The 20342-nt window shown below is 70.9% G+C and carries 21 protein-coding genes; 12 read left to right on the forward strand and 9 right to left on the reverse strand.

Annotation, left to right across the window (positions count from 1 at the left end):
• Nucleotides 1-7: 7 nt before the first annotated feature.
• Nucleotides 8-910, reverse strand: coding sequence for a universal stress protein (locus ACFOW8_RS26260; RefSeq protein ID WP_378554199.1), 903 nt, complete (start codon nt 908-910; stop codon nt 8-10).
• Between the two features lie 214 nt (nt 911-1124).
• On the opposite strand from ACFOW8_RS26260, the gene ACFOW8_RS26265 reads away from it, so the two are divergent.
• The 4 genes from ACFOW8_RS26265 (at nt 1125) to ACFOW8_RS26280 (ending at nt 4574) form a co-directional block, all read left to right on the forward strand.
• Entirely contained in the window at nt 1125-1538 is a 414-nt protein-coding gene (locus ACFOW8_RS26265) for a hypothetical protein (RefSeq protein WP_378554200.1), read from the forward strand.
• 12 nt (nt 1539-1550) lie between these two features.
• Nucleotides 1551-2069: a flavodoxin family protein gene (locus ACFOW8_RS26270; protein ID WP_378554201.1), complete on the forward strand. Its 519-nt coding sequence runs from the start codon at nt 1551-1553 to the stop codon at nt 2067-2069.
• 83 nt (nt 2070-2152) lie between these two features.
• Nucleotides 2153-2797 carry a response regulator gene (locus ACFOW8_RS26275; RefSeq protein ID WP_378554202.1) on the forward strand — a complete coding sequence of 215 codons (645 nt, stop codon included), beginning with the start codon at nt 2153-2155 and terminating at the stop codon, nt 2795-2797.
• A 40-nt stretch (nt 2798-2837) separates the two neighbouring features.
• Nucleotides 2838-4574, forward strand: a complete 1737-nt coding sequence (locus tag ACFOW8_RS26280) for a GAF domain-containing sensor histidine kinase (protein WP_378554203.1) — start codon at nt 2838-2840, stop codon at nt 4572-4574.
• Nucleotides 4575-4578: 4 nt separating this feature from the next.
• Here the strand turns inward: ACFOW8_RS26280 and ACFOW8_RS26285 are convergent, their stop codons facing one another.
• Complete coding sequence (locus ACFOW8_RS26285) at nt 4579-5520, reverse strand: CHAD domain-containing protein (RefSeq protein WP_378554205.1); 942 nt, start codon at nt 5518-5520, stop codon at nt 4579-4581.
• Nucleotides 5521-5725: 205 nt separating this feature from the next.
• Here ACFOW8_RS26285 and ACFOW8_RS26290 point away from each other — a divergent pair, with 205 nt between their 5' ends.
• On the forward strand, nt 5726-6586 hold the full coding sequence (locus tag ACFOW8_RS26290) for a universal stress protein (RefSeq protein ID WP_378554206.1): 861 nt from the start codon (nt 5726-5728) through the stop codon (nt 6584-6586).
• Nucleotides 6587-6608: 22 nt separating this feature from the next.
• Here the strand turns inward: ACFOW8_RS26290 and ACFOW8_RS26295 are convergent, their stop codons facing one another.
• Nucleotides 6609-6908, reverse strand: a complete 300-nt coding sequence (locus ACFOW8_RS26295) for a hypothetical protein (protein WP_378554207.1) — start codon at nt 6906-6908, stop codon at nt 6609-6611.
• Between the two features lie 68 nt (nt 6909-6976).
• On the opposite strand from ACFOW8_RS26295, the gene ACFOW8_RS26300 reads away from it, so the two are divergent.
• The 4 genes from ACFOW8_RS26300 (at nt 6977) to ACFOW8_RS26315 (ending at nt 10787) form a co-directional block, all read left to right on the forward strand.
• Entirely contained in the window at nt 6977-7834 is an 858-nt protein-coding gene (locus ACFOW8_RS26300) for a universal stress protein (RefSeq protein ID WP_378554208.1), read from the forward strand.
• Between the two features lie 148 nt (nt 7835-7982).
• Nucleotides 7983-8645, forward strand: coding sequence for an ArsR/SmtB family transcription factor (locus ACFOW8_RS26305; RefSeq protein WP_378554209.1), 663 nt, complete (start codon nt 7983-7985; stop codon nt 8643-8645).
• Nucleotides 8632-9900, forward strand: a complete 1269-nt coding sequence (locus tag ACFOW8_RS26310) for an MFS transporter (RefSeq protein ID WP_378554211.1) — start codon at nt 8632-8634, stop codon at nt 9898-9900. The genes ACFOW8_RS26305 and ACFOW8_RS26310 overlap by 14 nt, the downstream gene beginning before the upstream one ends.
• Before the next feature lie 110 nt (nt 9901-10010).
• Nucleotides 10011-10787 carry a response regulator gene (locus ACFOW8_RS26315; protein ID WP_378554212.1) on the forward strand — a complete coding sequence of 259 codons (777 nt, stop codon included), beginning with the start codon at nt 10011-10013 and terminating at the stop codon, nt 10785-10787.
• Between the two features lie 7 nt (nt 10788-10794).
• Here the strand turns inward: ACFOW8_RS26315 and ACFOW8_RS26320 are convergent, their stop codons facing one another.
• The 3 genes from ACFOW8_RS26320 to ACFOW8_RS26330 all read right to left on the reverse strand — a co-directional run bounded on the left by ACFOW8_RS26320 (nt 10795) and on the right by ACFOW8_RS26330 (nt 14401).
• A complete protein-coding gene (locus ACFOW8_RS26320; protein WP_378554213.1) occupies nt 10795-11418 on the reverse strand; it encodes a hypothetical protein in 624 nt (207 codons plus the stop codon).
• Nucleotides 11405-12190 carry an alpha/beta hydrolase gene (locus ACFOW8_RS26325; protein WP_378554215.1) on the reverse strand — a complete coding sequence of 262 codons (786 nt, stop codon included), beginning with the start codon at nt 12188-12190 and terminating at the stop codon, nt 11405-11407. Before ACFOW8_RS26325 ends, ACFOW8_RS26320 begins: the two co-directional genes overlap by 14 nt.
• A gap of 111 nt (nt 12191-12301) precedes the next feature.
• Nucleotides 12302-14401: an acyltransferase family protein gene (locus ACFOW8_RS26330; protein ID WP_378554217.1), complete on the reverse strand. Its 2100-nt coding sequence runs from the start codon at nt 14399-14401 to the stop codon at nt 12302-12304.
• A gap of 174 nt (nt 14402-14575) precedes the next feature.
• Between ACFOW8_RS26330 and ACFOW8_RS26335 the strand changes: the two genes are divergently transcribed.
• Nucleotides 14576-15232 carry a cyclase family protein gene (locus ACFOW8_RS26335; protein ID WP_378554218.1) on the forward strand — a complete coding sequence of 219 codons (657 nt, stop codon included), beginning with the start codon at nt 14576-14578 and terminating at the stop codon, nt 15230-15232.
• Between the two features lie 93 nt (nt 15233-15325).
• Here the strand turns inward: ACFOW8_RS26335 and ACFOW8_RS26340 are convergent, their stop codons facing one another.
• Nucleotides 15326-16087, reverse strand: a complete 762-nt coding sequence (locus tag ACFOW8_RS26340) for a 3-hydroxyacyl-CoA dehydrogenase (RefSeq protein WP_378554219.1) — start codon at nt 16085-16087, stop codon at nt 15326-15328.
• 73 nt (nt 16088-16160) lie between these two features.
• On the opposite strand from ACFOW8_RS26340, the gene ACFOW8_RS26345 reads away from it, so the two are divergent.
• Together ACFOW8_RS26345 and ACFOW8_RS26350 are read left to right on the forward strand one after the other, a co-directional pair.
• Nucleotides 16161-16751 (forward strand): TetR/AcrR family transcriptional regulator, encoded by a 591-nt coding sequence (locus ACFOW8_RS26345; RefSeq protein ID WP_378554220.1) that lies wholly within the window; start codon nt 16161-16163, stop codon nt 16749-16751.
• Nucleotides 16752-16864: 113 nt separating this feature from the next.
• Entirely contained in the window at nt 16865-18349 is a 1485-nt protein-coding gene (locus ACFOW8_RS26350; protein WP_378554221.1) for a hypothetical protein, read from the forward strand.
• 56 nt (nt 18350-18405) lie between these two features.
• On the opposite strand, the gene ACFOW8_RS26355 is transcribed toward ACFOW8_RS26350, so the two are convergent.
• Both ACFOW8_RS26355 and ACFOW8_RS26360 read right to left on the reverse strand, forming a co-directional pair.
• On the reverse strand, nt 18406-19737 hold the full coding sequence (locus tag ACFOW8_RS26355) for a DoxX family protein (protein ID WP_378554222.1): 1332 nt from the start codon (nt 19735-19737) through the stop codon (nt 18406-18408).
• Nucleotides 19734-20321, reverse strand: coding sequence for a M15 family metallopeptidase (locus ACFOW8_RS26360; RefSeq protein WP_378554223.1), 588 nt, complete (start codon nt 20319-20321; stop codon nt 19734-19736). Before ACFOW8_RS26360 ends, ACFOW8_RS26355 begins: the two co-directional genes overlap by 4 nt.
• Nucleotides 20322-20342: the final 21 nt, after the last annotated feature.

A 20342-nucleotide genomic window follows, 5' to 3' on the forward strand; every position in this document is an offset into this window, starting at 1 on the left:
GTACCGATCAGTGCCTGGACCTGACCACGATCGTCGGGATCTCCACCGCATGCAGCAGCGCGTTGCTCGTGGAACCGAGCAGCATGCCGGTGAATCCGCCGCGGCCGTGACTGCCGACAACGACCAGCTGCGCCGAGGCCGCTGCGTCGACGATCGAGCGCACCGGACGGTCGGCCACGATGATCCGCCGCACCGGCACGTCCGGGTAGCGTTCGGCGAATCCGGCGATGGCTTCGGCGAGTTCGGTTTCGGCGGTCTGGTTGCCGACTTCCCACGCGAACGCGGGCAGATCGGCGCTGGCGTCGCTGAACGCGTGCAGGGCGACCAGTTCGACCTTGCGGCGGGACGCCTCGTCGAAGGCCAGCTCCACCGCGGGCGCGCTGTTGCCGGTGCCGTCGACGCCGACGAGGACGGGCAGCGTGGCCGAGACCGGATCGAGCGCGGCGTTGCCGTGGATCACCGCGACGGGGCAGTGCGCGTGCTGGGCCACGGCACGGCTGACCGAGCCGAGCAGCCCGCGCTGGAAGGCGCCGAGGCCGCGGCTGCCGACCACCAGCATCTCCGCGCCGGTCGAGCGGGTGATCAGCAGCGGCGCCGCCTGCTCGAACGCGACCTCGGTCGTGACCACCAGATCTTCGTCCGGTACGGCGGCACGGGCCACGCGCTCGGCTTCGCCGACGACCCGCTCGGCGTCGGCGCGCAGCCATTCCAGATCCGCTTCACCAAGGGACATGCCGGGGCCGAAGCCGGTCTGCAGGGCTCCCGAGGTGAGGATGTGCAGTGGCAGGTGACGCAGGGCCGCCTCCGCGGCCGCCCACGCGGCGGCCTGGTAGGAGACGGCGGATCCGTCGACCGCGGCCAGCACCGGCCGCGGGTGGTGTTCGGTGGCTCGGGGCTCGTGCTCGGTCATCGTCGTTCCTTTCCTCGACGCGATTCCCGGCGCTCGCCGGGGTTCTCGCTCGAGTCTCGCCGGACCAGGGCCGCCCGGCGCAGGGGCGAAGGTCACGGCGCCGAGGGCCGACCGGCCCCGGTTGCCCCTGCCGAGCCGGACGGGGACCGGGGTCCCCTCCATCCGGGACCTTCGGCCCTGCCCGGCCGTGGCGGCGCCGGGCGACCCTGTGGACATGATGTCCTCCCTGCACCGGCTCTCCCCGCGACGAGCCGCGCTGTGCCTGCTCTCCGGCATGCTGGCGACGTGGGCGTTCGCCGGTGCACTCGGCCTGATCGCCGGCGTAGTCACCCTCGGCCCTGCGGCCGAGAGCAGGCTGCCGTGGCAGAGCCCGATCCTGGCGGGATTCCTGCTCGCCGTGGTGGTCGGCCTGCCGATGACGGTCGTCGCGCTCACCGCGGCCGACGACGACCCGGCCACCGCGCGGACCACGCTCACCGCCGCCGTCGCACTGATCGGCTGGATCCTGGTTCAGCTCGTTGTCCTGCGCGAGTTCAGCTGGCTACAGCCGGTCTGCGTGATCCTCGCTGTGATCGTCGCCGCGCTCGGCGCACCGCCACTGCCGTCCCGCACCCCCGTTCGACACTGAATCGAGACCACCATGCGCGCACTCGTCGTCTACGAATCCATGTTCGGCAACACCGAGGCGGTGGCCCGCGCCGTCGCCGCGGGCCTGCGGACCCGCTACGAGGTGGAGTTGTCCCCGGTGACCGAGGCGGCGGGCAGGCCTGCCCCCGAGGTCGACCTGCTGGTCGTCGGTGGGCCGACGCACGCCTTCGGGCTCAGCCGCCCGGCCACCCGCAAAGACGCCGCGAGCCGGGTCCCCGGCCCGGTCCCGGCCGAACTCGGGGTCAGGGATTGGCTCGACGCGGCGTTCCCGGTGTCACCACCACGAGCCGCCGCCGCCTTCGGCACGAAGATGACCGAACCGCGCTGGCTCCCCGGCTCGGCCGCGAAGGGCATCGCCAAGCGGTTGCGGCGTCTGGGGTATCGGCTCGCCGGCGCGCCCGCCGACTTCCACGTGGACGGCATGACCGGACCGGTGACCGCGGGCGAACTGGACCGGGCGAGTGCCTGGGGCGCCGAACTGGCCGCCGCCGCCCATCCGGCGGCCCGGTGACCGGCTCGGTTCTCGCAACGGTTCCCTGCGCGCCGGGTTCGGCTGACAATGGTGATCAGATCCCGCGCGAGAGGAAGCCTTCGATGACCACCGTGTTCCTGGTCGACGACCATGAGATCGTGCGCCGCGGGGTGGGTGATCTCATCGCGCTCGAGCCCGACCTCGATGTGATCGGGGAGGCGGGCTCGGTGGCCCAAGCCATGGCCCGCATTCCCGCGCTGCGCCCCGACGTCGTTGTGCTCGATGTGCGTCTGCCCGACGGCAACGGCGTCGAACTGTGCCGCGAACTGCTCTCGGCCGATCTCGGGGTGCGCTGCCTGATCCTCACCTCGTTCACCGACGAGCAGGCCATGCTCGACGCGATCCTCGCCGGGGCGAGCGGCTATGTCGTCAAGGACATCAGGAGTCTGGAGCTCATCAACGCCGTGCGCGACGTCGGCAACGGCAAGTCCCAGCTGGACAACCGGGCCGCCGCGGCGCTGATGGCCAAGCTGCGCGCGGAAACCGCCGAGGACACCGGGCCGCTGGCGACCCTGACCAAGCAGGAGCGCACACTGCTGTCGTTGCTCGGCGAGGGACTGACCAACCGCCAGATCGCGGCGCGGATGTTCCTGGCCGAGAAGACCGTCAAGAACTATGTGTCCCGGCTGCTGACCAAGCTCGGGGTCGAACGCCGCACCCAGGCCGCCGTGATGGCCGCCGATCTGGACCGATCGCCGCACAAGTGACGGCCCTCGCGCCTGTCCCGCCCGTGGAAGAATACGGTTCATGGACGACGTGTCGATGGGTGGCGGTCGGCCGCCGGTGACCGAGACCCTGTCCCAGCTGCGGCTGCGCGAACTGCTGGCCGAGGTACAGGACCGGATCGCGCAGATCGTCGATGTGCGCGACCGGATGGATCGGTTGATGGAGGCCATGCTCGTCGTCACGGCGGGGCTGGATCTGGACAACACCCTGCGCACCATCGTGCACACCGCCATCGAACTCGTCGACTCGCGCTACGGGGCCCTCGGCGTGCGCGAGACCGACAAGACCAGCAACCAGCTCGCCGAATTCGTCTACGAGGGCATCGACGACCGCACACGGGTGCTGATCGGTGATCTGCCCCGCGGGCACGGTGTGCTCGGCCTGCTCATCGCCGAACCGAAACCGATTCGGCTGTCCAATCTTTCCGACCATCCGTCCTCGGTCGGGTTCCCGGCCAACCACCCGCCGATGCGGACCTTCCTCGGGGTGCCGGTGCAGGTGCGCGGCGAGGTGTTCGGCAATCTGTACCTCACCGAGAAGGCCGGTGGGCTGGAGTTCACCGAGGACGACGAGGTGGTCGTGCAGGCGCTGGCCGCCGCCGCGGGGATCGCGATCGAGAACGCCCGCCTCTACGAGCAGTCGAGAGTGCGTCAGCAGTGGCTCGAAGCCATCCGTGATGTGTCCACCGAACTGCTGGCGGGCAGTTCGGCCGAGGACGTCCTGGCGCTGATCGCCGAGCGGGGACGCTCGCTCACCGGCGCGGCGTGCACATTCCTGGCGCTACCGGAGGACCCGGAGGTACCGCGTGAGGACGTGACCGAGCTGGTCGTGGTCGCGGCGGCAGGCGTCGACGCCGACGTGCTGGTCGGCCGGTTCATGCCGCTGACCGATTCGCATTCGGCCGAAGCGTTCCGGTCGGGCGAAGCCGTCGCCGCGGACTCCCCCGCGCACAATCCGATTTTCGACTCGGTCGCGGAGTTCGGGCCGGTGCTCACCCTGCCGCTGCGCGTGAACGGAATGGTCACCGGAGTGCTCACCACCGTGTTCGCGGCCGGTGTCCGGCAGCTCGGTGACACCGAGCAGTCCCTGATGGCCACCTTCGCCGATCAGGCGGCGGTCGCGCTGAGCTTCGCCGATTCGCAGCGCCGGATGCGCGAACTCGACGTCTTTTCCGATCGGGACCGGATCGCCCGCGGTCTGCACGACCATGTCATCCAGCGCCTGTTCGCGGTCGGCTTGTCGCTGCAGAGCACGATGCAGCGGACCAGGACCCCGGAGGTGCGCGCCAGGCTGGACGAGACCATCGACGATGTGCAGGCGATCATCCAGGACATCCGGCACTCGATCTTCGATCTGCAATCCAACACCGCGACCGACTCCTCGACGTATCGCAAACGCCTGCACGCCATCATCGCCGAGATGACCGCCGACAGCGGCCTGCGCACCACCGTCCGGCTCGCGGGCCCGGTGACGGTCCTCGAGCCGCCGTTGTCCGAGCACGTCGAAGCGGTGCTGCGGGAGGCGCTGAGCAATATCGTGCGCCATGCGAAGGCGACCACCGCCTCGGTGGAGCTGGTCGTCAAGGACGAGGTGGTTGTCGAGATCGCCGACGACGGCGCCGGCATCGATCCCGAGGTGAGCCGGCGCAGCGGACTGGCCAATCTCGCCGCCAGAGCGGCCGAGGTAGGCGGCACCTGCACGGTCGAACCGCGCACGCGGGGCGGCACCGTGCTGCGCTGGTCGGCGCCGCTGGCCTGATCGCTCAGACGGTGTTGTGCACGTCGGCCATCACCCGGACGGTCCGCAGCGAGCGCCAGTACGCGGCGGGCAGGGCCGCGGCGCACGCGGTGGTGCGGTCGATCTCGCGCTGCATCAGCAGCCCGTACGTGAAGGTCGACTCCCCCGCGTTCTCGGCCTCCCTGGTGAGCTGGATCAGGTGATGCTTGGCCACCGCCGCGTCCTGGTTGTCGCCGAGCAGGTCCTGCACCGCGACCAGGCCGTCGGCGGCCTGATCGCTGCGGGCCGGATCCAGGTCGCGGACCGATTCCAGGTAGTAGCGCAGCCGCCGTAATGCCTTGCGCAGTTCGTGCGTCGCGGCGTCGGCATGGTCCTCGTCCCGTGCTGATTCGACCGCACGCATCCGGACTCGCACCCGGTCGAGCAGCGCGCCGATCACCGCCGCGTTGTCGGGGTCGTCGATACCGGGGACCAGGCCTGCGCGCAGCAGCCGTTCCTCGCTGATCATGTCCTCGATCATGGCGGGGAACCGGGGCGAGGCGAGCAGATCGCGCGCCGCCGTCCAGGCCGGGCGGGTGCGGGCCGTGAAGTAGGTGCTCATCCTGGCGCGGACCGGCCCGCGCACATAACGGGGCCGCAGCGCGTCGACCGCGGCGTGCAGCCGCGCCGACTGGACCCCCAGATCGTGCGCGGCGCCGACGATGATGCCGAACCACCGCAGCTCTTCGATCAGCCGGTGCACCTCGGGTTCGCGGTGGGCGGTCGGCCGGTGCGCGCTGAGCGCGCTGCGGGCTCGCCGCGCCGCGATCACCATCGTGGTGACGGCGTCGGGATCGTCGTGCCCGGCCGCGGCGATCTGGCCGTCCATGATCGTCTCGCGCTGGGTGTGCAGATACCGCGCCAGCTGCAGGCTCACCGGTGCCGGTGCGGTGCTGATCGTGCCATCGCTCGCCTGGATGTCGCTCATCGGGGAACCTGCCTCGGACGTAGGAATACTCGCCCTCTCACCCTGCTCGGTCCGGCCGCCGCGCACCCAGGGCCGTTGGCAACGCGAAGTCCCGGCGCCGGGCACCACCGGCGACGACCAACGGCCCCCTACGCACGGGCCGTGCGGCCCTGCCGCCGCCCCGCCGCCGCGGTGCACTGTGACAGGGAACAGAAAGGCACACACCATGAGCACTCCTGCGAATCCGAAGCATCCGGTCGTCGTCGGCGTCGACGAATCCGAACAGTCACGGCACGCGCTGCGCTGGGCAGGCCACTATGCCGCCGCCCACCGGGTCCCGGTACGGCTCGTCTACGCGGTGGAGGTCCCCGTGGAGTACGGGCCAGGCCTGGTCGGCGCCCTCTACGATCTGGAACGGCCTCGCGAGCACGGCGCGGCGCTGGTCGCGGCGGCCGCCGAGGAGATCGCCGCGATCGGTGACCTCACCGTGTCCACCGAGGTGGTCGTCGGTTCCCCCGCCGCGGTGCTGCGTCAGCACAGCCGGTCCGCCCGGCTGGTCGTCGTCGGCAGCCGCGGGCTCGGCGCGCTGCGCCGCACCCTGCTCGGCTCGGTCAGCACCTCGATCGCCCGGCACGCCGAATGTCCGGTGGCGATCATCCCGGAAACAGCCCCACCGGCCGACGGTGCGGTCGTGGTCGGCGTCGACGGGTCACCGTGCAGCGTCGACGCGGTCGGGATCGCCTTCGAGGAGGCGGCCCGGCGCGGTGTCCGGCTGATCGCCGTCCACGCCTGGACGGAGTTCTTCCGGTACGAGGCGCGCTCGACGATGCAGGCCGAGGGCGAGGTCGTGCTGTCGGAGAGCCTGGCCGGATACGCCGAGAAGTACCCTGAGGTACGGGTGGAGCGGGTCGTTGTCGAGGAGCGGCCCGCGAAAGCGCTGCTCGCGGTGTCCGAGGGCGCCCAGCTGGTCGTCGTCGGCAGTCACGGCCGCGGCGGATTCAGCGGAATGACCCTCGGCTCGGTGGCCCAGACCGTGTTGCACGGCACCGACCGACCGCTGATCATCGCCCGCCCGAGCACCCGCTGACCGCGCCCGATCGACGGTGCGGTCACGGCATCAGTACCGCCGCACCGTCGAACCTGCCCAGCGACAGATCGCGCAACGCGCGATCGGCGTGATCGAGGGAATACCGATGGGTCGACACGACCAGCCGATGCAGTCCGGCCAGCGCGAGGAACTCCCGCGCCTGCGCCCTGATGTTCGCGGTGACGCTGCGCAGCCGACGTTCCCGGAACAGGTGCTGTTCATCGTGCAGTGGCGGAATGTCGCTCAGGTGGATATCGGCGACGGCCGGCGTGCCGCCCGCGTCCAGCGCCGCCGGCGCGGGCGCGGGCGCGAGCGTACCCACCGGAGCGAAACCGACGCGGTCCCCGATCGCGGCGCCACCAGTCCGCCGCGGGTCAGGAAGGCGTCCCGATGATTGCTGCGCGCACCCGTCCGGTCGTGGTCGGGGTCGACGGCTCCGAGTACGCGCTCAACGCGGTCCGCTGGGCGGCGCGGGCCGCCGTGCTGCGGCACGCGCCGTTGCAGGTGGTGCACGCGATGAGCGCGGGCTGGGATCTCGGCCGGGCCGGGGTGCTCGCACTGCACGATCACCGGCTCCACGTCGCGGGCGCGGAGGCGGTGGCCGAGGCGGCGGAAATGGCCGCGGCGACGGTCGCGCCCGCTCCGCTCGCCGTGAAGACCGAGCTGGTGAGCCCGAGTCCGGTGGCGGCACTGCGGCGCAGGGCCAGGCATGCCCAGCTCGTCGTCGTCGGTACCCGCGGTCTCGACGCCTTCGAACGCACCGTGCTCGGCTCGGTCAGCAGCGCGCTCGCCCGGCAGCTGTCCGGCCCGCTGGCGGTGGTTCCGCATCCGTGCCGGTCCGATACCGAACGATTGCCTGTCCTTGTCGGTCTCGACGGCTCCCCCGACGGCGACCGCGCCCTCGCGACCGCGATCGAGGAGGCCGCGGTGCGCGGGGTCGGGCTGCTGGTGCTGCACGCGTGGGTCGAACCGGCGAAGGGCCTGGACCCGGCGCGGATGAGCGAGCACGGCCATCGGCTGCTGGCGCGGAGCCTGATCGGCTACGGCGACAAGTATCCGGACGTGCCGATCACCCGGATCGCCGTCGAGGGCGATCCGGCCCGCCTGCTGCTCCAGGAGGCCGCGGGTGCCCAGCTGATCGTGCTCGGCCGCCACCGGCGCGGCCACCGCCACCACGGCTTCGGCTCGGTCAGCCGCGCGATCCTGCACACCACCGAGGTTCCGCTGCTGCTCGCGGGCCACCGGTGAGCACGGCCGGGGTGCTCGTTTGTCCAGGACGAAGCTGCCCGGCGCGCATTCGAGTGGGCGGAAGTCGGGGTGGCCCTGGGGCCCGTCGGGGGCCGGGCGCGTCCTTCCGGGACTCGCGGACCGTACGTCTCCGCTATTCTCTTATTCCATGTTGTTGACGAATACCGCGCGTGACGCCGTCTCGGAGGCACTCGCCACGGTGCTCAAAGCGCTCGGCAATCCGACCAGGCTCGAATTGATCGAGCTACTGGCGCAGGGCGAGCGCAGTGTCGAGGCGATCGCCACGGCCAAGGGGCTCTCGCTGTCCACCGTGTCGGCGCATCTGCAGACCCTCAAACGGGTCGGGCTGGTCAGTACCCGGCGGGACCGGACCACGATCTTCTACCGGCTGGCAGGCGACGATGTGGCCGAGCTCTACGCCGTCGCCACCAGGGTCGGCCTGCGGCACTCCCCCGCGTTACGCGACACCGTCACTGCCTTTCTCGAGCCCGACGCGCCGGACCGGGAACCGACCATCGCCGCGGCCGCCGTCACCGCGGCGATGACGGTGCTCGACGTGCGGCCGCGCGCGGAGTTCGACGCCGGGCACTTCCCCGGCGCGATCTCGATTCCGATGGCCGAACTGCTCGCGCGGCGCGCCGAGTTGCCCGCCGGGTCACCGGTGGTCGTGTACTGCCGTGGCGAGCTGTGCCGCGACGCCCGCGATGCCGCACGACTGTTGCGCGACAACGGGTTCCAGGCCGTGGCCATGGACGACGGTGTGATCGAATGGCGCGCGAACAAGGTGGTCGACCTCGATGCGAGCGCCTGACCTGTCCCCCGGCCGCGCCGGGACCGATGCCACTCGCCGCCGACTGCACCAGCGGACGCTGGCCGTGGTGGTGGCCAGCCAGGTCCTCGGCGGCGCGGGCCTGGCGGCGGGCATCACCGTCGGTGCGCTGCTGGCCCAGCAGATGCTCGGCGACGACAGCCTCGCCGGATTGCCGACGGCCCTGTTCACCCTCGGATCGGCGCTGGCGGCGTATCTCGTGGGCCGGGTCAGCCAGCGGTTCGGCAGGCGCGTCGGCCTCGGCGGCGGATTCGTGCTCGGTGGTGTCGGCGCGCTCGGTGTGGTCGTGGCCGCGGTGACGGGCAGCGTTGTGCTGCTGTTCGTTTCGCTGTTCGTCTACGGGGCGGGCACCGCGACCAACCTGCAGGCCCGTTACGCGGGCACCGATCTGGCGCTGCCGGACGAACGCGGCACCGCGGTCAGTATCGCCATGGTCTCGACCACCCTCGGCGCGGTGGCAGGCCCGAACCTGGTCGAACCGCTCGGCGCGCTCGCCGAGCGCTGGGGCATCCCGGCGCTGGCAGGCCCGTTCCTGCTGGCCGCGGCCGCGTTCCTGGCGGCGGGCCTGGTGCTGTTCGTGTTGCTGCGCCCGGACCCGCTGCTGGTCGCGCGCGCACTGCTCCCGGCACCGCAGGCCACCGACGCGGGAACGGTCTCGCGTCGCGCCGCACGCGGGGTGACCGCGGGCGCGACAGTCATGGTGCTCACGCAGATCGCGATGGTCGCGGTGATGACCATGACGCCGGTGCACATGCGCGGCCACGGCCACGGCCTCGGTGCGGTCGGGCTGGTGATCGGCATCCATGTGGGCGCGATGTATCTGCCGTCACTGATCACCGGCAGACTGGTCGACCGGGTGGGCCGGGTGCCGATGGCGGTCGCGGCGGGTGTCACCCTGCTGCTGGCCGGACTCACCGGCGCACTGGTCCCGGCCGATTCGCTGCCGCTGCTCATCCTCGCGCTGGCCCTGCTCGGCCTCGGCTGGAACTTCGGTGTCATCGCGGGCACCGCGCTGGTGGTCGACGGGACCGACCCGGCCACCCGTGCCCGCACCCAGGGCAGCGTCGATGTCCTCGTCGCCCTCGGCGGCGCGGGTGGTGGCGCCGTATCCGGCATGGTGATGGCCGGAACCAGCTATGCGGGCCTGGCCATGACCGGCGGATTGCTGGCGCTGGTGCTGATTCCGGTGGTGCTGTGGTCGCGCGAGCGCCGAGCTTCCCACCGACCCGTGGGCTGATCTCGGAATCGACCCTGAGACAACGGGTTCGGACCGCACCGGTACGCTGACGACGACGGGTCGCTCCCGTGGTGGGGTGGCCAAACAGCGACAAGGGTGGGGAGCAGGACATGGGTATTCCCGTCAGGGAGTTCGGGCGTGCGGCAAAAGGATTGAGCGGGAATCCGCTCGGCATCATCGCCCTGTTCATCACGCTGGTCTACGGCCTCGCGGCCCTCGTCACCACCTTCTCGGGCAATCTCACCCAGCAGGAACGGCTGCCGCTGATCTGGTTCCTGGCGTCGTTCCCCATCCTGGTGCTCGGCGCGTTCGTGTGGCTGGTGAGCAAGCACAGCGGAAAGCTGTTCGCCCCCGGCGACTTCCGGGACGAGGACAATTACGTCGATGTCGTCACCTCGGCCGCGTCACTGGCGGCCGCGAAACACGGCGCCACCGCCGCGGAATGTGATCCAGGGGTGGATCTGGAACGGCTGGCCCGCATCGTCATTCGTGCGGTCGGCACCGGCACGGCACCGGCGGGTCGCATTCTCTGGGTCGACGACGAACCGGCCGACAACATCTTCGAGCGGCACGCCTTCACCGCGGTGGGCTACAACTTCGTGCTGGCCATGTCGACGGAGGCGGCCCTCGAACACCTCGACACGATGGACTTCGTAGCGATCATCTCCGACCTGCGCAGGCCCGGCGACGACCGCGCCGGGCTACAGCTGCTCACCGAGGTGCGGGCCAAGAACATCGAGACTCCCTACTTCCTCTACACCTCCATGAACGACCTGTCGTTCCGGGAACAGATCCTCACCGCGGGCGGCCAGGGGTTGACCTCGGATCCGGATTCACTGTTCGAGTCCGTCACCGCGCACACCCGGAACCGGGCCGGAACCCGGTAGCGCCGGTTCAGAACAGACCGACCGTGAATCCCTCATCGCACACGCCCCGATAGCGCGGACCGCCGTACCGGCGCAGTCCCTCGTCGAGTCGCTCGACCACCCGCCACGAATCCGGGATCTCCCCGAGCGGGATCCGGTAGCCCCTCCGAACACGGTGGAACTCCCACAGCCGTTCCAGCTCGGGATGCCGCTGCCGGAATCCCGGATCGGCGGGGAACAGATCGAGCCGGACCATGGCCGAGGGCACCACCCGGCGCGGACTTCGATTCACCGTGCGCGACACCGAGATCGCCGCGAGCTCCGACCAGTGAACCGCCCACGGGCCGCCGCGCGGATCGAGCCAGCGAACGCCGGTACCGTCGACGACCAGTGCCCGCGGACGGGTGAGCACGCGCCAGAGCGCCGCCGACCCCAGCGCGAGGGTGAGCAGCAGCACGCTCACCACCAGCGCCACGATCGTCGCGATCCGCGCGCCGCCGGCCACCCGCCCGGTCAGCGCGCACCAGATGCCGAGTAGTCCGATCCCGCCGGAGACGACGATCGCGACCACGATCCGGGTGCGTAGCCCGGCAGCAAGATCGATCATCACCGCCGCGCGCCCGTCCGGTCGATACCGTTCAGCCTCCGGCATCCGATGACCCTGGCAGCTCCAGCGTGTCGCGCAGCCACCGCAGCACCGGCGGGGCGACCTGCGGTAGCGCGGATTCGGCGATGATCCAATGCGGCAGCCCCGGGTGGATCTGATGCTCGGCCCGATAGCGAGCGGCGAGGCGGGCCGAGATCCACGGCGCGACATTGCGGTCGGCGCCCGCGCTGACACACAGCACCGGGCAGCGCACGGCGCCGGCATCGACCCGGACCGACGGGGCACCGAGGGACATGGCGCGAAAGATCCGCCCGGAGTCCGGGACCAGCCGTGGCACGATCAGGTCCTGCTCGGCGCGGGTGAGCGTGCTCAGCGGGACCTCACGCATGGTGCGCTCACCCGGCAGGAACGGGCGCCCGGCCAGCACCGCGGGCAGGATCGGCAGCAGATGCGGGAGCGGCCGCAGTTGCGGCCACAGCACGCCGGGCGGGATGGAGGCGAGCAGGACCAGTGCCCGGCACTGCCGAGCGGCCGCCACCTTCTGCGCGATCAGCCCGCCCATGCTGTGCCCGATGACGATCGCCTCCGTGCCGAGGGCGTCGTAGGCGGCGAGCGCGACCTCGAGACACTCGTCGATACCGGTCCGGCGCAGCACCTCGCGGTCGCTCGGATCGCGGCCGGGCAGTGCGGGCGCCACCCCCGCGAAACCGGCCTGGTCGAAGTACTCCAGCCACGGCCGCATCAGGCCCGGGCTCCCGAAGACTCCGTGCAGGAACAGGATCGGCGGGTTGTCCCCACCGTGCTGTGGATTCGTCACCGGCCATGCCTCCCTCGCGGCGCGCTACCGTGACGATACCCGGACCGCGGGCCAACGGCCACGGCTCACCACGCGGCCTGCGGCGTCGGTGGTGCTGTCGGTGAACGCTGGTCACCACCACCCGAGGATCGGGCCGAGCTTCCGCGACAGTGGACCGGCCAGGGACCGGGAATAGCTCGCGGTGAGGTGGTGCTCGTCGTGGTAGATCAGGATGTTGCCCTCCTCCACCGAGCACAGCGTCGGTTCGCAGACCGCGTCCGACAGGTCGATCGGAAAGACGTTCGGGAAGGCCGATGCCGGTGCCAGCGCGGGATTCACCGGGGCGAGGGCGTCCTCGCGGCGCATCCCGCAGCTGATCCGGTCGCCGCCACCGGCCAGGCAGTCCGCGGCCCGGTAGCGGACGGTGCCGCGGCGCAACCATGGCGTATCCCGCACCACCACGACGTTGAGGCCGCGATCCGACAGCGCCGACCACACGGCCAGGTAGTCGGCCGGTGTTTCGTCACCGCCGGAATCGAGCGGCCGGGTTCCGGTGGTGAACACCCAGTCCGGGCGGTCGCTGCCGAGGCGCTCGATCACCTCCGTCGACCAGTCCCGGCAGTCCGGGATCCGCTGCCCCTTGTAGGTGGCGTCCGCGGCGAGCGTCAGCGGACAGCCCATCTTCAGATACACCTGGATGCGGAACGGGTACTCGGCGGCGATGCCCTGCAGGGCGGGCAGCCAGTGCTCGGCGTGCGAGCTGCCGACGAGAGCGAGAGTGCGGTCGGCGTCGGGGTCACCGTAGGTGCACGTGACGACAGCCCTGGTGTCCCAGTCTGCGATGCACCCGTCCGGAGTCGGCGGCGGTACGTCGAGGTGCGCGTCGAAGACACTGGGCCGCATCGGTTCTCGCGGCGCCCGCACACCAGAGGCGAGCGCTTCGGCACCGGGATACCGCACCGGCTCGACCCAGTCGGCCACCACCCGTGGATCGGCACGGCCCGCCACCGCCTGCCAGCCCGCCGACACCGCGACGGTCGGAACCAACAGCGCCACCACCGTCACCGCCGCCACCCGGCGCGGCCACACTCCGCCGGCGTTCCCGGCGCCGAACGGACGGCGCAACGGCTGTTCGATCCACCGGTGTGTCAGCCACGCCAGCACGATCGAGACCGCGAGCACCGCGCTCCCGTCCACGACTTCCGCCCGCGGGCTGCCGCGTTCGGCGAGCACGAAGATCAGGATCGGCCAATGCCACAGATACAGCGGATAGGCGATGTCGCCCAGCCACCGCAGCACCGGGCGCGCCAGCAGCCGGTTCGGTAGCGGCACCGGACCGTCCTGGCCCGCGGCAACCGCGAGGACGACCGCCACGGCGGCACCGACGGGCAGCAGTGCCGCCGGTCCGGGGAACCGGTTGACCCCGTCGACGACGATCCAGCCGCACAGCACCACCCCGGCCAGCCCGAACACCGAAAGCACCAGACGCAGCCGGGACGGCAGTGCGAGCGCAGGCAGCAGCACCGCGATCATCGCCCCGGCAAGCAGCTCCCACCCGCGCGCGAGACTGTCGTAGTAGTTCCAGCCCTGCTGCGTGGAAACCCCGTGTGCCGCATATCCGAACGAGGCCAGTGCCAGCACGGCGACCACGGCACCGACGGTGCGGCGCACCAGATCCGGCCGCCCCGCCCTGGCGCACACCCAGGCGGCACCCGCGACCACGGCGAGGGCGAGCAGATAGAACTGCCCCTGCACCGACATCGACCACAGGTGCTGCAGCGGGCTCACCGACGGGTCGGCGGCCAGATAGTCCGACCAGGTCAGCGCCAATTCCCAGTTCTGGACGTACAGCAGCGATGCCAGGATCTGCGCCGCCACCGCCGCCCATCGGGTGTAGGGCAGCACCACGAAGGTCGCAACCGCCACGGCCGCGAGCACGACCACCATCGCCGGGAGCAGCCGGCGCAAGGTCCGGCGGAGTACCGCCGCGACCCATCCCGGTTCGCCCGACTCGGCCCGCCGTATCAGCAGCCCGGTGAAGAAGAAACCCGACAGCACCAGGAACACGTCGACACCGCCGGACACCCGGCCGAACCACACGTGGAACACCACGACCAGCGCGATGGCCAGCCCCCGCAGCCCGTCCAGATCGAACCGGTACGACACCCGCTTCGCGGCCGGCGCGTGCGCACCCAGCGCCAGGCCGGTGCCGGGCACCGAGGCCGAGTTCACACCGATCACCGCACCGCGCAGACACGGGAAACGGTGCGCGGGCGAACGATCGAAGACCTCAGCATGAAGATTTTCCTATCACGGTGACAACGTTGCGGCCCATTCGTCCAGCCACCGGGCCCGCGCCAGGACGACTTCGGGCCGTTCGGTCCACCAGGCTCGTAGGCTGCCCTGGTGCGCCTCATCGACCTCACCCAGCCGATCGAGACCGGGATGCCCGTCTTCCCCGGCGACCCGCAGGTCCGGCTCGAACCCGCGCTGCGGGTCGCGACCGACGGCGTGAACGTGCTGCGGATCCACCTGGGTTCGCAATCGGGCACGCATGTCGACGCGCCCGCCCATCTGGACGACAGCCTGCCGACGCTGGACGAGCTCCCGCTCGACCGGTTCTGCGGCCCCGCGGTGCTCGTCGACGCGCGCTCGGTGCCCGCCCGCGCCCCGATCGAGGCCGCACTGTTCGGTGCCGGACTGGTTCCCGGCTCGATCGTGCTGGTCGCCACCGGCTGGTCGGCACACTGGGGAACCGCCGACTATCTCGCCCATCCGTACCTGGATCCGGCCGCGGCGCGACTGCTCGTCGATGCCGGTATCCGCACGGTCGGCATCGACGCGCCCAGCGTCGACCCGTCCGACGCCGAGGGCGCCGACCTGCCCGCGCACCGGATCCTTTGTGGCGCAACAGCGGTGATCGCCGAGAACCTCACCGGTCTCGACCGGCTGCTCACCGTGGCGGCCGCGGGCGAGCCGATCGAGATCGCACTGTTCCCGCTGCGCCTGCTCGGCGCGGACGGCGCGCCCGTTCGCGCGGTGGCCAGAGCCGGAACGCGGTAGCGCGCACCGCTTTCCGCCCCGCGGTGGGACGCGGCCCGCCCGGTCGTCCCGGCGGGCCCGCCAAGGCGTGGCGACGGGTCCGCACTCGCCGGATCAGCGCGGCGCCATCCGGATGGCGCCGTCGAGCCGGATGGTCTCACCGTTGATCATCGGGTTCTCCACGATGTGGCGGGCTAGCGCGGCGAACTCCGCGGGCTGTCCGAGCCGGGACGGGTGCGGCACCTGCGCGCCGAGGGACTGCAGCGCCTCCTCCGGCAGGGTTTCGAACAGCGGCGTGCGGAACAGGCCGGGCGCGATGGTGACGACGCGGATTCGCAGGCTCGCCAGGTCACGCGCGATCGGCAGGGTCATCCCGACGATGCCGCCCTTGGACGCCGAGTAGGCCGCCTGCCCGATCTGGCCGTCGAAGGCCGCGACGGACGCGGTGTTCACGATGACGCCCCGCTCCTCCCCCACCGGTTCGGTGGCCGCCATGCGCTCCGCGGCGAGCCGGATCACGTTGAACGTGCCGAACAGGTTCACGTTCACCACTTTGGTGAAGTCGGCCAGCGGGAAGGCGCCCTTCTTGCCGACCGTCTTGATCGCGTTGCCGATCCCCGCGCAGTTCACCGCGATCCGCAGCGGCGCCAGCGATTCCGCGATGTCGAGCGCCGCCGACACCGCGGTCTCGTCGGTCACGTCAGCGGCCGCGAACGCGACACCCTCGCCGAGTTCCTTCGCGATCGCCGCCCCGTTCGACGAGGGCAGATCGACGATGACGACCTTCGCCCCCTGCGCGTGCAGCTCCCGCACGGTCGCCGAGCCGAGCCCCGATGCGCCGCCGGTGACCACCGCGGACACAGTGCCGAAATCCATACTTCTTCTCCTCTGGTGCGACTGAGCCGCCCGCAATATTGACACACTCCGCCAAAACTGGTTGTCTTTCGACGTGACCCGGCCCGTTTCCCGCCGTCCCGGCCGTCCCTCCGTGCTGGACTCGCGGGCGGTGGCGGCCGGCGCGCTACGCCTGTGGACCGAGCGTGGTTTCGCCACGACGAGCTGGCAGGACCTGGCCGACGCGACGGGGATCAGCACCCGAACCCTGTTGCGGCACTTCGCCACCCGCTCCGATATCGCCTGGATCGGGGTCGCCCCGGCGACCGGCCGGTTGCGCGAAGCCCTGGCCGGGGCCGCCGAGGACGCGCCGGTCGCGGGGGTGGTCCGCGCGGCCATCGTCGAATCGGTCTCCCGCGATCCGCGGATCCACGAACTCGCGCCGGACTGGCTACGGCTGATCTCCTCCGAGCCCGAGCTGGCCGCCACCGCGCCCGCGGTGTACCAGCCCTGGATCGAGACCCTCGCCGGCTATCTGTCGCGGCGCCGTCCCACCGCGCCCGCCGCCATCGGCCGTGCGATCGCCACCGCCTATCAGGCCGCCACCTTCGCCGCGCTGATCGAGTGGGCCGAGGCGGGCGCGGTGGGCGACTGCGCCGAATCGGTCGACCGGATGTTGTGCTGGCTGGAGACGCACACACCGTAAACCACCATTCCGCGACGCGGAAATTCGAATGCGCGCGGCTACCTGAGTATTCCGCGTGGCCCGGTTATGGTCTCTTCCGTGAGATGACACTTCATCGAGACGGGTTGCAATCCATGAGATCACGGCTCGGCACGTTGTATTCGTTTCTTCGCCAGGGAACTCTGGCGTTCGCACTGGCGGCGAGTGCCGTCACCGTCCTGGTGGCGACACCGCCCGCACACGCACAGCCGCACTCCTTTTCGTCCACCGATATCGGTTTCGCGGAGGGTTCCGGCACTGATATCGCCGCCCGGTTACCCGCTATCGCCTCGGCGGTATCGCCCACGGTGCCCATTCTGCGGCTGGATCTGGACTGGTGGTACGTCGAGCCGCACCGGGGCGCCGCGCTGCGCTGGGACCGGCTGGACCCGGTGGTCGACGACGCCGCGGCACGCGGCATGAAAGTCCTGCTGGTGCTGGCGTACGCGCCGCCGTGGGCCAATGGCGGGCACACCGACGACAAATGGTTTCCGCTCCACGACCAGGACTGGACCTCGATCGTCGACCGCACCGTGCAGCATTTCGGCGACAAGGTCCAGGCCTATGAGGTATGGAACGAACCCAATTACGTGTTCTTCGGGAACTACGCCTCCGATCGCGTCGCCAGATATTGGCGGCTGACCGAACTCGCCTACGCGGGAGTGAAAGCGCGATGCCCGGCGTGTGTGGTACTCGCCGGCGCCTCCGGCGCGGGAACCGCCGACGCGACGACCAATCCGAATGCCCCCTCCGTCTGGCTGGACTGGGCGTATACCCACGGATACGGCGACGATTTCGACGCGGTGGCCCATCATCCCTATCCGGCGTGGAACGCCGGGAAAGGACCCGCCGATCCCGAATGCGTGAACCGCTGGTGGAATATGTTCGGTCCGCCGGCCGAGAATCCGGCGTGCGGCGAACTGGCACTCGTGCATTCGGTGATGGCCGCGCACGGCGACGGCGACAAGCTGATCTGGGCCACCGAATTCGGCTATCCCACTGCGGGTTCCAGCGCACTGCCGAACTACGCCACGATCCGGGACTACCTGGTACAGGGTGTGCGGATGTGGCGGGCACTGCCCTATGCCGGACCGCTGTTCCTCTACTCCTACCGGGACCGCTGCACCTCCCCCGGCGATCCCGAGTGCCACTTCGGCCTGGTGACCACCACACTGGCCCCGAAGGAACCGATCACCAGCGACGTGCTCGCCGAGCTCGGTGCCGCCCCACTTCCCGACGGGGACCACCGTCTCACCTCGGGGTCGGTACTGAGTGCCGGTTCGGCGCTGCGGTCACGAAACGGGCGCTACGAGTTGTGGCTACAGAGCGACGGCAACCTGGTGCTGTACCGCACGGACGGGCGGGTGATATGGGCCACCGGGACCACCAACACCCGCACCCTGGTGAACCAGACAGACGGCAACCTCGTCCTCTACCGCCCCAACGGCCGGGCGGCGTGGTCTACCAGAACCTGGTACCGGGGTCCGTCGACACTGGTCCTGCAGGACGACGGCAACCTGGTTCTGCGCACCGACGCCGGCGACCGGATCACCTGGTCGACCGGCCTGCCCCCGCCGTAGCGGGTTCGGTGCCGGTGATGCTGCCGCCGGTCGTGGTGTTACTCCGTTCGACGGGGTCAGCGGAAGTACGGATAGTCCTGCACCCAGTGGAATCCGCGGCTGCGCAAGGTGAAGGTGTTCGGGTCGACGCGGTCGAGGGTGAGAACCACGGCATGGCCGGACAGCTCGCCACGCAGCAGCAGCCGGTCCGGCGACACCCGGTCCGGTGTCAACGTGGCGAACGGCGCCGCGGCACCCGCGGTCTCGGTGAGGCGCAGCCGGCCGTCCGCGCCGAACTCGGCCCGAGACGCCACGAGCTCACCGTCCATCCGCTGATAGGTCGCCGTTCCCGGATCGTCGAAAACGATTCGCCGCCACCGGATCTCGTCGGTGATCAGCGCGGGCACCGGTTGACCATCGAGGGTGAAGGTGGACACGTCCCAGATCCCGTACAGCGGCGAGGTCGCCCTGGCGGCGCCGTACTGGTCCTGCCACACCACCCAGCGATCGTAACCACAGCCGAAGGCGACCCAGAGCCCGAGCACGAGCTGAGCCAGTGCCGCGGCCCGGTTCTTGTGGTCGGCAGTGAACAGCGCGGGTGTGGTCAGCGGCGGACAGGCGCGACTGCGCAGGAACAGGCCGGTCAGCGGTCGCAGCGCCGGGGCGAGCAGGACCAGGCTCATCAGCAGCAGGTGCGCGGCGAGCAGCTTCTCCGGGATGTCGAAGGTCAGATTGAGCAGCAGGACCTGTGCCATGGCCGCGCACGTGGCCATCGCTCCCAGCACCGCGGTCCTCGGCACGAACAGCAACAACCCGGCCGCGACTTCCACCGCGCCCAAGGCGATCTCGTACGGCGCCGAACTCCCGACCTGCAGCCACAGCACCGATGCCGGGCTGAACTCGCCATACGGCTGGAGCAACTGCGCCAGGGACGGACCCGGCATCTGGGTGGGGAACACCTTGGCGAATCCGAATCCCAGCATGGTCGCGCCGAGGCACAGGCGCAGCGCCAGTGCGAACCAGGCCCACAGCCGGGGATAAGCGGTGCGGCGGTCCAGGATCGACCACACCGCGGTCGCGACCAGAGCCACGACCAGGACACAGCAGGTCAGCACCCACATCGCCGCCTGGTCACCGGCGCCGGAGTCGGTGCGCACCACCGCGTCGACCCCGAAGAACACCCGGCCCACCCACCCCGTGACCGGGTCGGTGAAGGGCGTGTTCCACGGCCCCGGATACTCCCGAACCCAGCGTCCGGCCACACCGAGCAACGCGAACGGGATATAGGTCCAGAGCAGGCAGTACAGGCCGAGCCACACCACGCAGAACCGGAACGCCAGCAGGGTGACCGGCGACCAGGCCTGCGCGGCGACCGCGCCGGTGGCGCCCGCCGCACGCAGGGCGGTCACCGCCGCATCCTCGGGTCCTCGGTGGGATCGGCGTACCGCGGCGGGCATCCGGTGGCGACGGCATCGGGCCGCAGCTCGAAGTGCCACGGTTCGTTGGCGTAGATCTGGCACAGGCCGTACGCGGCGCCGTGCGCGGACAGCCAGGCCGCGCCGGGCGGCGGCCCGATATCGACCGCGTCGCCGGTGACGTGTGCGGAGGTGGTCGGTCCGGCGACCCAGCGCGCTGCCTCGGCGCGGGAACCATAACGCTCGATCGCCGCACGGAGGAGTCGTTCCTGTTCCCGCGCGGATCGCCATCCGCTGTTGACCACGAGCTCGACACCGTCGTCGGCGGCGGCCCCCGTCGCCCGGCCAAGGGCCGCGCGCAGCGCGGCGTCCAGATTCGCCACCGACGGATCGGTGTCGTCGAGGATCGCCGCAGCGGGTGCCGCCGGGTCACCGGGTGGGGCGAGCCCGGCCGACGATGTCGAGGAGGTGCGCGCGTACTGGACGGCGATCACGGCAACGGCGAGGCCGGCCAGGGCGAGCAGCGCCGCAGGTCGCACCCCGGCGCGGACAGGTGATGCTGGTTGACTGGTAGACATGCCCGCAGTCAACCCATTCCG

Origin of the sequence: Nocardia rhizosphaerae (assembly GCF_042650365.1) — a bacterium.
Lineage (GTDB): Bacteria > Actinomycetota > Actinomycetes > Mycobacteriales > Mycobacteriaceae > Nocardia > Nocardia rhizosphaerae.

Coding starts and splice junctions, on each gene's coding strand:
- ACFOW8_RS26320 (WP_378554213.1), bottom strand. CDS start 11,418: ATGCCGGAGGCTGAACGGTATCGACCGGACGGGCGCGCGGCGGTGATG.
- ACFOW8_RS26305 (WP_378554209.1), top strand. CDS start 7,983: ATGTTGTTGACGAATACCGCGCGTGACGCCGTCTCGGAGGCACTCGCC.
- ACFOW8_RS26350 (WP_378554221.1), top strand. CDS start 16,865: ATGAGATCACGGCTCGGCACGTTGTATTCGTTTCTTCGCCAGGGAACT.
- ACFOW8_RS26340 (WP_378554219.1), bottom strand. CDS start 16,087: ATGGATTTCGGCACTGTGTCCGCGGTGGTCACCGGCGGCGCATCGGGG.
- ACFOW8_RS26300 (WP_378554208.1), top strand. CDS start 6,977: ATGATTGCTGCGCGCACCCGTCCGGTCGTGGTCGGGGTCGACGGCTCC.
- ACFOW8_RS26265 (WP_378554200.1), top strand. CDS start 1,125: ATGATGTCCTCCCTGCACCGGCTCTCCCCGCGACGAGCCGCGCTGTGC.
- ACFOW8_RS26290 (WP_378554206.1), top strand. CDS start 5,726: ATGAGCACTCCTGCGAATCCGAAGCATCCGGTCGTCGTCGGCGTCGAC.
- ACFOW8_RS26285 (WP_378554205.1), bottom strand. CDS start 5,520: ATGAGCGACATCCAGGCGAGCGATGGCACGATCAGCACCGCACCGGCA.
- ACFOW8_RS26360 (WP_378554223.1), bottom strand. CDS start 20,321: ATGTCTACCAGTCAACCAGCATCACCTGTCCGCGCCGGGGTGCGACCT.
- ACFOW8_RS26280 (WP_378554203.1), top strand. CDS start 2,838: ATGGACGACGTGTCGATGGGTGGCGGTCGGCCGCCGGTGACCGAGACC.
- ACFOW8_RS26310 (WP_378554211.1), top strand. CDS start 8,632: ATGCGAGCGCCTGACCTGTCCCCCGGCCGCGCCGGGACCGATGCCACT.
- ACFOW8_RS26315 (WP_378554212.1), top strand. CDS start 10,011: ATGGGTATTCCCGTCAGGGAGTTCGGGCGTGCGGCAAAAGGATTGAGC.
- ACFOW8_RS26270 (WP_378554201.1), top strand. CDS start 1,551: ATGCGCGCACTCGTCGTCTACGAATCCATGTTCGGCAACACCGAGGCG.
- ACFOW8_RS26260 (WP_378554199.1), bottom strand. CDS start 910: ATGACCGAGCACGAGCCCCGAGCCACCGAACACCACCCGCGGCCGGTG.
- ACFOW8_RS26275 (WP_378554202.1), top strand. CDS start 2,153: ATGACCACCGTGTTCCTGGTCGACGACCATGAGATCGTGCGCCGCGGG.